General features: G+C 58.0%; 13 protein-coding genes. All 13 read left to right on the top strand.

Annotated elements, in window-relative coordinates:
- Positions 1 to 230 precede the first annotated feature (230 nt).
- Entirely contained in the window at positions 231 to 1,802 is a 1,572-nt protein-coding gene (locus tag OP494_RS08535; protein ID WP_280540319.1) for a Re/Si-specific NAD(P)(+) transhydrogenase subunit alpha, read from the top strand.
- A gap of 18 nt (positions 1,803 to 1,820) precedes the next feature.
- The gene (locus OP494_RS08530; protein WP_280540318.1) at positions 1,821 to 3,263 is read left to right on the top strand and encodes an NAD(P)(+) transhydrogenase (Re/Si-specific) subunit beta; all 1,443 of its coding nucleotides are present in this window, start codon (positions 1,821 to 1,823) and stop codon (positions 3,261 to 3,263) included.
- 150 nt (positions 3,264 to 3,413) lie between these two features.
- Positions 3,414 to 4,484, top strand: coding sequence for an NAD(P)H-dependent glycerol-3-phosphate dehydrogenase (locus OP494_RS08525; protein WP_280540317.1), 1,071 nt, complete (start codon positions 3,414 to 3,416; stop codon positions 4,482 to 4,484).
- 2 nt (positions 4,485 to 4,486) lie between these two features.
- Positions 4,487 to 4,972: a phosphohistidine phosphatase SixA gene (gene sixA, locus OP494_RS08520; RefSeq protein WP_280540316.1), complete on the top strand. Its 486-nt coding sequence runs from the start codon at positions 4,487 to 4,489 to the stop codon at positions 4,970 to 4,972.
- 12 nt (positions 4,973 to 4,984) lie between these two features.
- Positions 4,985 to 5,293: an antibiotic biosynthesis monooxygenase gene (locus OP494_RS08515; protein ID WP_280540315.1), complete on the top strand. Its 309-nt coding sequence runs from the start codon at positions 4,985 to 4,987 to the stop codon at positions 5,291 to 5,293.
- A gap of 217 nt (positions 5,294 to 5,510) precedes the next feature.
- Positions 5,511 to 6,428 carry a 5-dehydro-4-deoxyglucarate dehydratase gene (kdgD, locus tag OP494_RS08510; protein WP_280540314.1) on the top strand — a complete coding sequence of 306 codons (918 nt, stop codon included), beginning with the start codon at positions 5,511 to 5,513 and terminating at the stop codon, positions 6,426 to 6,428.
- A 47-nt stretch (positions 6,429 to 6,475) separates the two neighbouring features.
- On the top strand, positions 6,476 to 7,528 hold the full coding sequence (locus OP494_RS08505; protein WP_280540313.1) for an ABC transporter substrate-binding protein: 1,053 nt from the start codon (positions 6,476 to 6,478) through the stop codon (positions 7,526 to 7,528).
- 105 nt (positions 7,529 to 7,633) lie between these two features.
- On the top strand, positions 7,634 to 8,077 hold the full coding sequence (locus OP494_RS08500) for a tripartite tricarboxylate transporter TctB family protein (RefSeq protein ID WP_280540312.1): 444 nt from the start codon (positions 7,634 to 7,636) through the stop codon (positions 8,075 to 8,077).
- A 12-nt stretch (positions 8,078 to 8,089) separates the two neighbouring features.
- On the top strand, positions 8,090 to 9,601 hold the full coding sequence (locus tag OP494_RS08495) for a tripartite tricarboxylate transporter permease (protein ID WP_280540311.1): 1,512 nt from the start codon (positions 8,090 to 8,092) through the stop codon (positions 9,599 to 9,601).
- 34 nt (positions 9,602 to 9,635) lie between these two features.
- Positions 9,636 to 11,204: a galactarate dehydratase gene (gene garD / locus OP494_RS08490; RefSeq protein WP_280540310.1), complete on the top strand. Its 1,569-nt coding sequence runs from the start codon at positions 9,636 to 9,638 to the stop codon at positions 11,202 to 11,204.
- Positions 11,205 to 11,236: 32 nt separating this feature from the next.
- Positions 11,237 to 12,562 (top strand): enolase C-terminal domain-like protein, encoded by a 1,326-nt coding sequence (locus OP494_RS08485; protein ID WP_280540309.1) that lies wholly within the window; start codon positions 11,237 to 11,239, stop codon positions 12,560 to 12,562.
- A 62-nt stretch (positions 12,563 to 12,624) separates the two neighbouring features.
- The gene (locus OP494_RS08480; RefSeq protein ID WP_280540308.1) at positions 12,625 to 14,202 is read left to right on the top strand and encodes an aldehyde dehydrogenase (NADP(+)); all 1,578 of its coding nucleotides are present in this window, start codon (positions 12,625 to 12,627) and stop codon (positions 14,200 to 14,202) included.
- 214 nt (positions 14,203 to 14,416) lie between these two features.
- On the top strand, positions 14,417 to 16,006 hold the full coding sequence (locus OP494_RS08475) for an ABC-F family ATPase (protein ID WP_280540307.1): 1,590 nt from the start codon (positions 14,417 to 14,419) through the stop codon (positions 16,004 to 16,006).
- The last annotated feature ends 59 nt before the right edge of the window (positions 16,007 to 16,065 follow it).

Genomic DNA, 16,065 nt, shown 5'->3' with positions numbered 1-16,065 from the left:
TTTCAAGACGTTTTTCCTTAAACAAATAAGATCTTTTATTCGAGATGCATCGACGTTCTTGATGTATGACGGTGTTATTTGCATGACTACGTTTCAATGTATCGACATGACACAAGATTCCATGAGGGAGAGCCCTATGCGACGAGCAAGGAGTCAAGGATGAACATCACCGAAGAGATGACAAGCGGTGCCTGGCAAGGTGCCATCCGACACGAAACAGGAGGTGCGGCATGAGAATTGGGGCTCCCAAGGAGCGTGCCCAGGGCGAGGCGCGCGTGGCGCTGACGCCGGAAAGTGCTCAGCACATCCAGAAACTCGGCCATGAATGCGTCATTGAATCAGGCGCCGGGCGGGCAGCCGGTTTCGATGACGATGCATACCGCGATGCGGGTGTCGAGGTTGTCGACGGCGGCGCGGCGTTGTGGTCGGCGGCCGATGTCGTCATCAAGGTACGCGAACCCGACGAAGAGGAAGTCGGTTATCTGCGCGAGGGGCAGACGCTGATCGCGTTTTTCTGGCCGGCTCAGAACGAGGACTTGCTCGAGCGTTGCAAGGCGACCGGTGCCACGGTCATGGCCATGGACATGGTGCCGCGTATTTCGCGCGCTCAGAAGATGGATGCGCTTTCCAGCACCGCCAACATTGCCGGCTATCGGGCGGTCATCGAGGCCGGCAATCATTTCGGACGCTTTTTCACCGGTCAGGTCACGGCGGCGGGCAAGGTACCGCCGGCCAAGGTGCTGGTCGTGGGCGCGGGCGTCGCTGGGCTCTCGGCCATCGGTACAGCGACCAGCCTGGGCGCCGTGGTACGTGCCTTCGACGTACGCCCCGAAGTGGCTGAGCAGATCGAGTCGATGGGCGCCGAGTTCCTGTTCCTCGACTTCGAAGACAGCCAGGATGGCTCGGGCTCTGGTGGTTATGCCGCCCCCTCCAGCCCCGAGTTTCGCGAGAAGCAGCTGGCGCTATTCCGCGAGCAGGCGCCCGAGGTGGATATCGTCATCACCACCGCGTTGATCCCGGGCAAGCCGGCGCCCAAACTGTGGCTCGAGGATATGGTCCAGGCCATGAAGCCGGGCTCGGTGATCGTTGACTTGGCGGCCGAGAAGGGCGGTAACTGCGATCTCACCGTACCCGACGAGCGTATCGTCACCGACAACGGTGTGGTCGTGGTCGGCTATACCGATTTCCCTTCGCGCATGGCGACGCAGGCGTCGCTGCTCTACGCCACCAATATTCGTCACATGCTCACCGATCTGACGCCGGAAAAGGATGGCGTGATCGTTCACGACATGGAAGACGACGTGATTCGTGGCGTCACCGTGGCGCATCATGGCGAGATCACCTTTCCGCCGCCGCCGCCCAAGGTCAAGGCCATCGGGCAGTCGGCGCCCAAGGAGAAACCCAAGGAGCCCACCGCTGAAGAGAAGAAGGCTGCTGAGCATGCCACCTTCCTTGCCCAGACCAAGCGCCAAGTGGGCATGCTCGTGGCCGGGGGTGTGGTGATGGGCCTGCTGGGCCTGGTGGCGCCAGCGTCGTTCATGCAGCACTTCATTGTGTTCGTACTGGCCTGCTTCGTGGGTTTCCAAGTGATCTGGAATGTCAGTCACTCGCTTCATACGCCGTTGATGGCGGTGACCAACGCCATCTCGGGCATCATCGTCCTGGGCGCGGTCTTGCAGATCGGGTCGGGCAGTTGGCTGGTAGGCTTGTTGGCCGGCATTTCGGTGCTGATTGCCACCATTAATATCGTGGGTGGTTTCCTGGTGACGCGCCGGATGCTCGCCATGTTCCAGAAATCCTAACGCGGCGGAGAAAAGACGATGTTGAGTCAAGGATTGGTGTCCGCCGCAGCGGTGGCGGCAAGTGTGTTGTTCATCCTCTCGCTGGGGGGATTGAGTAATCAGGAAAAGGCCAAGCGTGCCGTCTGGTATGGCATTGTCGGGATGGGCCTGGCGGTGGTCTTCACCATGTTCGGCCCCAATGTGGGCGGTTATTGGTGGATGATTCCGATGATGGTGATCGGCGCCGGCATTGGTGTCTATCTGGCCAAGAAGGTCGATATGACCGAGATGCCCCAACTGGTCGCGGCGCTGCATAGCTTCGTCGGCTTGGCGGCGGTGTTCATCGGCTTCAATGCCGACCTGGAGCGTCGGCGTGTCATGGCCGCGCAATTCGCCGGGGACGCCAGCGAGCGGTTTTCGGCCTTCGCGGCGCTGGTGGCTGAGAAGACGCCGGCAGAGCTGACCTTCCTGCAGGTCGAGGTGGTGCTGGGCGTATTCATCGGCGCGGTGACGTTTACCGGTTCGGTGGTCGCTTTCGGCAAGCTTGCAGGCAAGGTGGACGGCAAGCCACGCCAACTGCCGGGCGGCCATCTGCTCAATGCTGGGGCGGCGATCGTCTCGCTGCTGCTGGCGATCGCCTATCTTAACGGTGCCGGCTTCTGGACGCTGCTGTTGTTGGCGCTGCTGGCGTTCTTTATCGGCTATCACTTGATCATGGGCATCGGCGGTGCCGACATGCCAGTGGTGGTGTCGATGCTCAACAGCTACTCCGGTTGGGCAGCGGCGGCCATCGGCTTTACGCTCTCCAACGATCTGCTGATCGTGACCGGGGCGCTGGTGGGCTCCTCGGGTGCCATTCTTTCCTACATCATGTGCAAGGCGATGAATCGCAACTTCGTCAACGTGATACTGGGTGGCTTCGGTGGCAGCAAAGGGCCGGCTGCGGAGATCGAGGGCGAGCAGGTTGCCATCGATACCGGTGGCGTGGCGAGTGCGCTCAACGATGCTGATAGTGTGATCATCGTGCCTGGCTATGGCATGGCGGTGGCGCAGGCGCAGAACGCAGTCAGCGAGCTGACTCGCAAGTTGCGCGCCGCCGGCAAGACCGTGCGCTTCGGTATTCATCCGGTTGCCGGGCGTTTGCCAGGCCACATGAACGTGCTGCTGGCCGAGGCCAAGGTGCCGTACGACATCGTGCTGGAGATGGACGAGATCAACGACGATTTCGCCGAAACCGACGCGGTGATCGTCATCGGCTCCAATGACATCGTCAACCCTGCCGCCGAGGAAGACCCCAACAGCCCCATCGCCGGTATGCCGGTGCTCAAGGTGTGGGACGCCAAGCAAGTCTTCGTCTGCAAGCGTGGTCAGGGTACGGGCTACTCGGGTATCGAGAACCCGCTGTTCTTCAAGGAAAACACGCGCATGCTGTATGGTGACGCCAAATCGAGCATCGATGCCTTGTTGCCGATGATCGACTAATCGGCCTGTTGCTTGGCAGGAGCAAAGTAAGTAGTACGACGACACCGCCCACGGGCGGTGTCGTCGTTTGCAGGCAGACGATGATCGGGCGTGCGTGACACGTCAGGTCCGCTACAATGGCGTCATTTCGCAGGCCACCAGGAAACGTCCATGACCGACGAACATCTTCAAGTCGCCGTGCTGGGCGGCGGCAGCTTTGGCACCGCCATTGCCAGTATTGCCGCCGACAATGGAGCCCGTGTGCGCCAGTGGTTGCGCGATCCGGCTTTGATCGAGCAGATCAACCGTGAGCATCGCAATCCACGCTACTTGCCGAATTACGCCATCAATCCTTCGGTGGTCGCTTCCGATGATATGCGTGCGGTGCTACAGGATGCCGAGGTGGTCTTCATCGCCATTCCCTCGAGCGCCTTTTCCGCCGTCGTCCGTCAGGCTCGGACGTGGCTCGAGCCTTCGCAAATTCTGGTCAGCACCACCAAGGGAATCCGTGAGGAGGGCTTCAAATTGATGAGCCAGATCCTCGAGGAAGAGACCGGCTTCCCCCATATCGGTGTGCTTTCGGGGCCCAATCTCGCCTCTGAAATTGCCGACAAGCACCTCACGGCGACGGTCATCGCCAGCGACGATCCCTATACCCGGGCACGGGTACAATCGGCGCTCGGCTGCGATTATTTCCGTGTCTATGCCAGCAACGACCGCTATGGCGTCGAATTGGGCGGTGCGCTGAAAAACATCTATGCCATCGCCGCGGGAATGGCGGCGGCGCTGGGCATGGGGGAAAACACGCGCAGCATGCTGATGACGCGGGCGCTGGCGGAAATGAGCCGTTTCGCGGTGGCGCTGGGCGCCAATCCGCTGACCTTCATTGGGTTGGCGGGCGTGGGGGATCTTATCGTGACCTGCTCGTCGAAGCTCTCGCGCAATTACCGCGTCGGGTTCGCCTTGGGTGAAAACAAGACGCTCGAGGAAGCCATAGAGTCGCTGGGGCAGGTCGCGGAAGGCGTCAATACGGTCAGCTTGGTACGCGAGAAAGCGCGCCGTGAAGACATTTACATGCCCCTGGCCGAAGGGCTTTATCAAGTGCTGTTCAATGGCGTGCCGGCGCGGCAGATGGCACAAATGCTCATGCAGCAAGAGCAGAGCAGCGACGTTGAATTCGTCCTGCCGCGACAGGATGTATTCGAGGCACGTCGGATGGAACCTGGCGCTGAGGAGACGTGATCGTGTCGAACCTTTATATCATGCGTCATGGCGAAGCCGTGCCAGGTATGCCGGATAGTGAGCGATCACTCACTAAGAAGGGTGAGGCGGAAGCGCGTGCCATGGGGACATGGCTGGACAACATGCTTGCCAATGACGTACGCACGACACTGCGTATCGTCGCCAGCCCCTACCGACGTGCTCAGCAGACCGCGCAGTGGATGGCGACGCCCTTGGAATGCCCCGTCGAAACGCTGCCGATCATCACCCCGGATGATCCGTTGGAGCCGCTCATCGACTGGTTGCAGCACGAGGTCGCGCATACGCCGTGCCTGCTGGTCAGCCACATGCCGTTGGTCGGCGCACTGGTCGGGCGCCTGGTCGAGGGCGATGTGCGTGCGTCTCAGCCCATGCCGCCGGCCACCATCGCCACGCTGGAAGCCGACATCTGGGCAGCGGGGTGCGCGACGCTCAAACACTGGCAGTCGCCTCGTGAACTGCTTGGCTAAGGAGAAGAACGGATGAGTTTTATCGTCATCAACCGCGTTTTCGTTAATTCAGGGTATGAAGCCGAGTTCGAGCGTCGGTTTCAACAACGTGCCAGCGAGGTCGACAAACAGCCTGGTTTCAAAGCCATGCGGGTATTACGGCCTCAGGGCAACCAGGCTCCCTATCTCGTCGAGACGGAATGGGAAGACCAGGAGGCCTTCCGCGTCTGGGTAGGCAGTGATGACTTCAAGCAAGCCCACGCCAATCCCATGCCCGCCGAGGCTTTTTCCGAAGGCGGTGGTCTCGAGCAATTCGAGGTTGTCGAGGGCACCCAGGCCTAGTCTCGCGATGGTTGGCCGCTACCTCCGTACCCGGTAGCGGCGCCCCTGCGCCGAGCCTTGTTCTTCCTTCTCATCGCTCATTCTTTATACCTTGGTGTTATCGACCATTGTCGATGTTGTGTGACAGTAAGCATGCATCTATCTTTTGACTTGTATGATGTATGACATAAAGACTTTATGTCATCACGCTCAACAAGACAGATGCGAGGGGATGACGGTGCATTTTTCCAAAGAAAAAACGGTAGAAGCAGTGGGTGATGGCCTGCTTTCTTTCCCAGTCACGGATTTCGATGCAGCAGGTCGCTTCGATGAAAATAGCTATCGTAAACGGCTTGAATGGTTCGTAAGCCATGACATCTCCGCCATCTTTGTGGCAGGAGGGACTGGTGAATTCTTCAATCTCTCTTTGGACGAATTTCGTCACATCGTGCGTGTCGCGGTCGATGAAGTCGGCGGCAAGGTGCCGGTCATCGCGAGTGCAGGGTTGAGTGTGGAAAGCGGTAAAGCCTTTGCCAACGCCGCTGAAGAGGCCGGTGCTGACGGTATCTTGCTGATGCCGCCTTATCTGACCGAATGTCCACAAGACGGGTTGGTCGAGTATGCCCGCCAGATCTGCGATAGCACGTCGATCAATGTCATTTACTATAACCGTGGCAATGGTGTCCTCGAAGCGCCGGCGGTCCAACAGCTTGCCGATAAGTGCCCTAACTTGATCGGGTTGAAGGACGGCAAGGGCGATATGCAGCTTCTCAACAAAATCGTCAAGACGGTAGGCGACCGCCTGATCTATGTCGGCGGCGTGCCGACGGCTGAAATCTTCGCCGAGGCGTATCTATCCATCGGCGTCAACACCTACTCCTCCGCTGTATTTAACTTCGTGCCGGAGTTGGCGTTGAAGTTCTACCGCGCCCTGCGTGCAGGCGATAGCGCCACGGTGAAAAAGATTACTCAAGAGTTTTTTATTCCTTTCGTCGATCTGCGTGATCGCAAGAAAGGTTACGCAGTCAGCCTTGTGAAGGCAGGGGCCGACATCATTGGGATGCCGGCGGGGGATGTACGTAAACCGCTGACGATGCCTACGCCAGATGAACAAAAGCAATTAGAAAACCTGATTGAGACTGCCAAGGGCCTCTAAGGGCCTGACATTCACCCACTCTCAATAATGACAGCAAGAGGTGAAACATGAGTATGCCCAGCATTTCCAAAACACTCGGAACCTCCATTCTGATGGCCGGAATGGCCTTCGGTAGTGCCGCCGCCATGGCTGCTGACGGTCCGCTGCGTGGCAATGTACGCGTGGTGATTGGCTCGACTTCCACAGGAGGCGATACCTACCAGAACTCCAATATTGTCGTCGATGCTTTGGCCGATCATCTGGATCTTAATATGAAGGTGGATGCCGTCGGCGCGAGTGCTGCTTTTCGTGCACTGGACCGGGATTCGCGCGGCAATACCTTGATGATCTTCCATGATCAGTCCTATCTCGGTCATCTTTACGGTGTCGAGGGATATGACGATATCTTCGAGAAGTACACCATCGGACCGACTATAGCCATCAACCCCGGCAATGCCTACTTGGTGCCTAAGGATTCTCCTTATAAAACCCTCGACGACGTGATTGCGGCTGCAGGTAACGGTGAAGAAGTACGTGTGGCCATCCAGCCGGGTGGCGTTTCGGAGATTGGTTTCAGCGCCTTGAAGAATGCTATCCGCATCGAGCATCCGGGTATGGAAGACAACCTGGTCGCCGTCAATACCGGTTCTCAGGCAGATAAGAACCAGCAGCTCTTCGATGGTCAGGCGGATATGATCAACGGTACTGTTCAAGCCAACGAGCAGTATACGCGCCTTCCAGAAGACGACCAGAAATCGATGCGTTTTCTATGGCTCACTGCACGTCACGATACGATCAAGCAAGCGCCAGAAGAAGGGTTGGGTAAAACGTCTCGCGCAGAGCTACTGAAGTACGTTGAGCCGAACGTTAACGTGACCATGGGGGACGACAAAAACTTTACCTTCGATAAAGAGTTTTTCTTCCTCTACAACAAGGATATGGACCCGGCCATCGTCGACCAGATCGATGAAGCATTGACTGAAATATATGATGAAGGAGATATCCAGAAGGCTCAGAAGAAGTCTTTCTTTATTCCCAATTTCAAGCCTTCCGGTGAGTCTGAAGAATACCTGAAGGAAAAGATGTCTACTTATAAAGACATTATTGAAAATATCAAGTGATTGAGTCGGGCCGCCGGTAGGAGTTTCTCCCCGGCGGCACTTTCCGTTTATCATTTACAGTCACTGTGAAAAGCTTTCTTAGCGAAAGCCTTTGTCGGAGCCGCTATGGAATCAGGTCTGACATCTTTGTTTAGTGTCTCGATTGATTTCGAGACCTCTCACCTGTTTTTTCCTCATATTATAAACTGGCTGATGGGAGGGCTTTTCGCTCTGATCCTTGTGTTCAAAGTGGTGCCTTTCCTCGCAGCAGTAAGGCGAGGAGAAGAAACGTTGCCAATTCTGGGTGAATCCATGGATAAGTTTCGTTTCTTTGGCTCTATTGCCTTAATTGCCGCTTATTTCTATCTGATGGCGGTGGTCGGGAACCTCTTTCCTTATACGGGCTACGGCTTTTTGTTCGTCTCTATGGCTTTCGTTTTCTTGATGTCGATGATGTACATGCACACCAAGACCAAGCGAAAGGTCATTACGGCTGTCATCAATGCCATTGTGGCGCCGAGCCTGGCGTGGTTCATCCTCGCCAAGCTATTCCAGATCACCCTGCCGTAGCGGAGTCTTTCCATGTTGGATATCCTGTCGTTACTAGATATCACCTTCTTCCTGCTGGCGGCCATGGGCGCCTTGATCGGTATCATCTTCGGGGCGATCCCAGGGATGACCGCGACCATGGCCGTGGCGGTGTGCTTGCCGCTCACCTATGCCCTCGGGCTTCATCATGGTTTGGCGCTGCTACTGGGCCTTTACGTCGGGGGGATTTCCGGTGGCATGGTGCCGGCTGTGCTGCTCAATATTCCCGGCACGCCGTCCTCTATTACCACCACCTTCGATGGCTATCCCATGGCCCAGAAGGGAGAAGGGGAGCGTGCCCTGAGGGTCAGTGTGGTGGCCTCCGTGGTCGGTGGTCTTATCAGTGCCGCCATTCTTTTCTTGTTTGCGCCGTTACTTGCCGAGTTCTCGATCAAGTTCTCCTATGTGGAGAAGTTCCTGATCATCTTGCTGGCGCTTACCGTCATTGCTTCCATGTCGCGCAACATGCTGGTGGGTATTTTCAGCGGCGTGCTGGGTATCTGGCTGAGCCTGATCGGTACCTACAGTATCTCTGACGGTGGCAATGGCCATACGCGGTTGATGTTCGATTTCCTCGAACCTTACTTGTTCGAGGGTTTCTCCCTCTTGCCGGTGCTTATCGGTATCTTCGGTATCGCGACCATCCTTCTGGAAGCCGAGAAGGGCGTGAAGAGTGGGCTGGCCGGCACAGAGATCAAAATCGGCAAGGGTGGCGGTTTCTCCCTCAACCTGTTCAAGGGCCGGCTAACCAATCTGGTGCGTTCTTCCTTTATCGGCACCTTCGTCGGCATGCTGCCGGGCGTCGGTGGTAGTGCCGCTTCAGTGCTGGCCTATACCCAAGAGAAGAATCTATCCCGGGATTCCAGCGAGATGGGTAAGGGGGCGCCTCAGGGGCTAATTGCCTCCGAGTCGGCTAACAATGCGCTGACTGGCGGCGCATTGATTCCGTTGTTGTCACTCGGCATTCCGGGAGACTCCACCACTGCAGTGCTGATCGGTGCCTTCACGCTGCAGGGCATCCAGGTCGGGCCTTTGTTCATCCCGGAAAACGCCGACACCTGGTACGTGATGATGACCGCCTTGGTGTTTGCCAATATCGTAATGTTCTTCCTGATGTTCTATGCCATCAAGCATATCGCCAAGGTGGTGTTGGTACCCAAGTACATCCTTTATCCGATCATCGTGATGATGTGCGTGGTCGGCGCCTATGCCATCAATTACGGCATCATGTTCGATGTCTGGACCCTGCTGATCTTTGGCGTGCTGGGCTATCTGATCCAGAAAGTCGGACTCGAGGTGGCGCCGTTGATCATCGGCTTCATTCTTGGTGGGCAGGCGGAGGTCTACTTCGTCAAGAGCCTGGAATCCTTCGGCACTTACTCGATCTTCTTCACCAAGAGTCCCATCGCGGTGGTGCTCTGGCTGCTGATCGCTGCCTCGGTCACCTTCTCCGTGGTAATGGGGCTGAAAAGCCGCGCCAAAAACCGCCTGGAGACGACCCAATGAGTTTCTTCAAGTTACACAACCACGAGGCCCCACTATGACGCAGGTGCAGCAGTCTCCTCGGGTAATTCGCATTCACCCCAGTGACAATGTTGCCGTCGCCGTCGCTCAGGGTGGGCTGGTCGCTGGCGAGCGTCTCGACGACGGGATCGAGCTCACGGTGAATGTTCCTCAAGGGCATAAGGTCGCTCTGGTGTCTCTGACCGAGGGCGATGCAGTGATTCGCTACGGGGAGGTGATAGGAACGGCCGCCGTGGCGATCCCTTGTGGTGGTCATGTCAACGAGACCAACCTGCACATGCCTACTCCGCCGGCACTGGAAGATCTGCCGCTTGCTACTCGCCCGGCGCCGACGTCGGAGCCGCTGGAGGGGTACACTTTTGAGGGGTTTCGTAATGCTGACGGCAGTGTCGGGACCAAGAACGTGCTTGGTATCACCACCAGCGTCCAGTGCGTGGCCGGTATCGTGGATCATGTGGTGCAGCGCATTAAAAATGAGCTGTTGCCCAAGTTTCCCAATGTCGATGATGTGGTGGGGCTCAACCATAGCTATGGCTGTGGCGTGGCAATCAATGCGCCGGCCGCGGTAATACCCATTCGTACGCTCAAGAATCTGGCCCAGAACCCCAACTTCGGCGACGAGGTGATGGTTATCGGGTTGGGCTGCGAGAAACTACAGCCGTCCACCCTGGTCGATGATCGGCCGGTGAGGATCTACGAAAACACCGAGGCCGCTGACCCCCAGGCCAACGTACTGAGCCTGCAGGATGAGTCTTTCGAGAGTTTTTCCGATATGGTCGAGGGCATCATGGCCATGGCGGAGCGGCACCTCGAGCGTCTCGACAAGCGCCAGCGTGAAACCTGCCCGGTTTCCGAATTGGTAGTGGGCATGCAATGTGGCGGTAGCGATGCCTTCTCCGGGCTGACTGCCAATCCGGCCGTGGGCTTCGCTACTGACTTGATCGTACGCGCGGGGGGCAGCGTGATGTTCTCCGAGGTGACCGAGGTGCGCGATGCGATTCATCTGCTGACGCCACGCGCGGTGGATGCGTCGGTCGGCCAGGCGCTGATCGACCAGATGGCCTGGTACGACAATTACTTGTCTCAGGGCCAGGCGGATCGCAGCGCCAATACCTCACCAGGTAACAAGAAGGGCGGGCTCTCCAATATCGTCGAGAAGGCCTTGGGCTCAGTGATCAAGTCCGGTAGCTCGCCTATTGTCGATGTCATTGGCCCCGGTGAGCGGCTACGTAAGCGTGGCCTGACCTTCGCTGCTACCCCGGCCAGTGACTTCATTTGCGGCACTCTCCAGGCCGCTGCGGGTATGAACCTGCAGGTTTTTACCACTGGGCGTGGAACGCCCTACAACCTACCGATGACGCCGGTGATCAAGGTTTCCACCAACTCTACATTAGGGAAACGCTGGCACGATCTGATCGATCTCGATGCTGGGCGTATCGCAACCGGTGAGGTTTCTATCGAGGAGATGGGTTGGGAGCTGTTCCAACTAATCCTCGACGTGGCCAGCGGCCACCGCCGAGTCGCTGCTGATCGACTAGGTCTTTACAACGACCTAGTGTTATTCAACCCCGCCCCCGTGACCTGACCATCTTGAAGTCGTTACAAGAGGCAAGACTAATGTTTCCAAAAATCAAAGGCATGCGCATTGTCCCCGTAGCCGGATACGATGGTTTCCTGCTCAACTTGAGCGGTGGCCACGCGCCTTGGTTCATCCGCTGTGTGGTGATTCTCGAAGACGACGCGGGTAATAAAGGCGTGGGCGAAATCCCTTCGAGCGCGGGTATTCTCAATGGGCTGGAGCAGTGCCGTGAGGTGGTCGAGGGATCGCGTGTCACCGATATCAAGAAGACGCTGAATCAAACGAAACAGCTTCTGGCAAAAAACGGCCGTGAAGAGCGCGGCCGTCAGACGTTTGACCTGCGTGTAGCGGTACATGTGCTGACGGGCATCGAATCCGCGTTATTTGATCTTCTGGGCCAGGCGTTGGGCATGCCGGTGGCGGATCTCTTGGGACAATACGGTCGCCAGCGCGATGAAGTCGAGGCACTGGGCTATCTGTTCCTGCTCGGCGATCCGGACAAGACCGACCTGCCTTATCCCAAAGCCGAGAATCCGCAGGATGCCTGGGATGAAGTACGACGCAAGGAGGCATTGACGCCTGAGGCCGTCGCCAACCTGGCCAAGGCCGCTTATGAGCGATATGGCTTCAGGGACTTCAAACTCAAGGGCGGCGTGCTGAGCGGCGAGCAAGAGGCTGACTGCATCCGTGCCTTGCATGAGGCATTCCCCGAGGCGCGGCTGACCCTGGATCCCAATGGTGCCTGGTCGCTCGACGAAGCCGTGCGCGTTCTGGAACCGATCAAGCATCTTCTGAGCTATGCTGAAGATCCCTGTGGTCAGGAAGAAAGCTATTCCGGTCGTGAGACCATGGCGGAGTTCAAGAAGCGCACCGGCTTGCCTACCGCGACGAACATGATCGCCACCGACTTCAAACAGTTGCAGTATGCCGTGCAGCTCAATTCAGTCGATATCCCCCTCGCGGATTGCCACTTCTGGACCATGCAGGGCGCGGTGATGGTCGGCGAATTGTGTAATGAGTGGGGTATGACCTGGGGCTCGCACAGCAACAATCACTTCGACATCTCGCTGGCGATGATGACGCATGTGGCGGCGGCCTGCCCGGGTGAGATCACTGCCATTGACACCCACTGGATCTGGCAGGACGGTCAACGTATCACTAAAGAGCCGTTCAAGATCCGGGATGGCAAGCTCAAGGTACCATCCGTGCCGGGGCTCGGCGTCGAGCTGGACGAGGACAAGTTGATGGAGGCGCATCAACTTTATAAGAGCCTCGACGTGACACAGCGCAACGATGCCATGGCGATGCAGTATCTGATCCCGGGGTGGGAGTTCGACCCCAAGCGCCCGGCTCTAGTGCGCTGATGCCTGCGCTACACTTGACTTGAATTGTGCCTCTTTCGGCACTCTACGATAGGAGTAACTGCATGATTATAGAAGGGAAACAAATAATCGGTCAGCAGCTCGTCCAAGGCAGTCGTGATGCGATCCAGGCGATCAATCCAGCCACCAACGAGCGTCTCGATCCAGCCTATTCGGGCGGTACGCAAGTGGAGGTCGAACGTGCCTGCGAACTGGCCTGGAACGCCTTCGATACCTACCGCGAGACCTCGCTCGAGGGTCGCGCCAAGTTCCTCGAAACCATCGCCGATGAGATCGAAGCGCTCGGTGACGATCTGATCGAGCGCGCCGTGGCCGAGACGGGTCTACCCCAGGCGCGCATTCAGGGCGAGCGCGGCCGTACCTGCGGTCAGCTACGCATGTTCGCTCGCGTCGTGCGTGACGGTGAATGGCTCGATGTTCGTGTTGACCCGGCATTGCCGGATCGTCAGCCGATGCCGCGTGTCGATCTGCGCCAGCGCCACATTGCGCTCGGCCCGGTCGTCGTCTTCGGTGCCAGCAACTTTCCGTTGGCGTTTTCCGTCGCCGGTGGCGACACCGCTTCCGCATTGGCAGCGGGCTGCCCGGTCATCGTCAAGGCACATGCCGCCCACCCGGGTACCAGCGAGTTGGTTGGCCGCGCAATTCAGTCCGCCGTCAAGAAGTGCAGCCTGCCGGAAGGTGTCTTCTCACTGATATTCGGCTCCGGCCGTGAGGTAGGTACTGCCCTGGTCACGGATTCTCGCGTCAAGGCGGCTGGCTTCACGGGTTCACGCAGCGGCGGCCTGGCTTTGTGGAAGGCGGCTCAGTCGCGCTCTGAGCCGATCCCGTTCTATGCCGAAATGAGCTCGATCAATCCGGTCTTCCCGCTGCCGGCGGCGCTCAAGGCGCGCGGCGAAGAGATGGGCAAGGCATTCGTAGGATCGCTCAATATGGGCGCGGGGCAGTTCTGCACTAACCCGGGATTGGTCGTCGCGATCAAGGGGCCGGAACTCGATGCGTTCCTTTCTGCCGCTGGTGACGTGGTCAAGGGCAGTGCGCCGCAGACCATGCTGACGCCGGGCATCCATGAAGCCTACGAAAACGGTGTCGGCGCGCTGGTGAGTAATGGCAAGGCGAAGGAAGTGGCGCGCGGCGAGAAGGGCGAAGGTCCGAACCAGTGCCAAACTGGTCTGTTCGTGACTGCGGCGCAGGACTTCCTGAGTGACGAAGCGTTGCAAGGCGAGGTTTTTGGTGCCACCTCGTTGGTCGTTGAATGTGCCGATGCGGCCGAACTTGCGAAGGTTGCCGAGCACTTGGAAGGCCAATTGACGGTGACACTGCAAATGGATGACGCTGATCTCGATGCGGCGCGCCAGTTGTTGCCGACGCTTGAGCGCAAGGCGGGGCGTATTCTGGTCAACGGTTGGCCGACCGGTGTCGAGGTGTGTGACGCGATGGTCCATGGCGGCCCGTTCCCGGCAACGTCGGATTCACGCACTACGTCCGTGGGTACTGCGGCGATCTATCGCTTCCTGCGTCCGGTCTGCTACCAGAACCTGCCCGACGGCCTTCTGCCAGAAGCGATCAAGCAGAGCAATCCGTTCAAGCTGGATCGTTTGGTCGACGGTAAACGCGAGAGCTGATGCCCGGCGTCGCGACGACGCCTTTCAGGTACTCAAGGCCACTCTTCGGAGTGGTCTTTTTGTTCGCTTATCACATACCAGAGTTCGTAATTAGAGGATGGCGCTGACGTTGGTCGTTGCCAGCGCGTACAATGCTGCCTCGACATAGGTTGGGGCTCGTACCGCCGGGTCCGCCGTCGCTTCATTCACGCCGTTTCCCGCGAGAACCCCGATTTTGCTCTCTACCGCCAACATCACCATGCAGTTCGGCGCCAAGCCGTTATTCGAAAATGTCTCCGTCAAGTTCGGAGAGGGCAACCGCTATGGCCTGATCGGTGCCAATGGTTGCGGCAAGTCTACCTTCATGAAGATTCTGGGTGGCGACCTGGAACCCACCAACGGCCAGGTTATGAAGGACGCCACCACACGGCTCGGTAAGCTGAGTCAGGATCAGTTCGCGTTCGAAAACGAGCGTGTCATCGACACCGTGATAATGGGTAACACAGAGCTTTGGGAGGTGACCGCCGAGCGCGAGCGTATCTATTCGCAGACTGAGATGTCTGAGGAAGATGGCATGAAAGTCGCTGACCTTGAGGTGCGCTACGCCGAACTCGACGGTTATACAGCAGAGGCGCGCGCGGGAGAGTTGCTGCTCGGTCTCGGCATTCCTCTTGCGCAGCACACCCAACCGATGAGCGTGGTGGCACCGGGCTGGAAGCTGCGCGTACTGCTGGCTCAGGCGCTGTTCAGTGATCCCGACGTGCTGCTCCTCGACGAGCCGACCAACCATTTGGATATCAATACGATCCGGTGGCTGGAGGGGATCCTGCGTTCACGTAGCTCGACCATGATCATCATTTCTCACGACCGCCACTTCTTGAATAGTGTTTGCACTCATATGGCGGATCTTGACTACGGCGAGCTGACGCTGTTTCCGGGGAACTATGATGAGTATATGACCGCTGCTACCCAAGCGCGGGAGCGCTTGCATGCCGATAACGCCAAGAAGAAGGCCGAGATCGCCGAGCTACAGCAATTCGTCAGCCGCTTCTCGGCCAACGCCTCCAAGGCCAAGCAGGCCACGTCGCGCCAACGCAAGATCGACAAGATTCAGCTCGATGAGGTCAAGCCGTCGTCACGCGTCAGCCCGTTCATTCGCTTCGAGCAGACCAAAAAGATACACCGACATGCGTTGAACGCGGAGAAGCTCTCCAAGGCGTGGGGTGACAACGTGCTGTTCGACCGCTTCGATTTGCAGGTCGAAGCCGGCGAACGAGTCGCTATCATCGGGCCCAACGGGATTGGTAAGACGACCCTGCTGAACTGCCTGGTCGGCACTATGACGCCGGATGCGGGCGAGGTGAAATGGACCGATGCGGCGGAAGTGGGCTACTTCGCCCAAGATCACGCCGATGATTTCGAAGGCGGTGAGACGCTTTTTGAATGGATGCGGCAGTGGACCGCAGAAGGTGAGCAGACCGTACGCGGTGCGCTGGGCCGGATGCTGTTCTCCAACGATGACATCGGTAAGTCGGTCAAGGTGATCTCCGGGGGCGAACAGGGGCGGATGCTGTTCGGTAAGCTGGCGCTGCAGAAGCCCAACGTGCTGGTGATGGATGAACCCACCAACCACCTCGACATGGAGTCGATAGAAGCGCTCAACCTGGCGCTGGAAAACTATCCCGGCACCTTGATCTTCGTCAGCCATGACCGCGAATTCGTCGGCTCCTTGGCGACTCGTATCATCGAGATGAAGGACGACGACATTGTCGATTTCAGCGGCAGTTATGATGATTATCTACGCAGTCAGGATATCTACGGTTAAACGCAACGCTCGCCCTGCCCACCACCAGCGGATACGACAGGCCTAAAAGGCAGTCCTCG

It is taken from the genome of Chromohalobacter sp. 11-W, assembly GCF_029889905.1.
Classification (GTDB): Bacteria; Pseudomonadota; Gammaproteobacteria; order Pseudomonadales; family Halomonadaceae; genus Chromohalobacter.
Note: the sequence above shows the minus strand (reverse complement) of the source record. Positions and strands in the feature narration are given on the sequence as shown.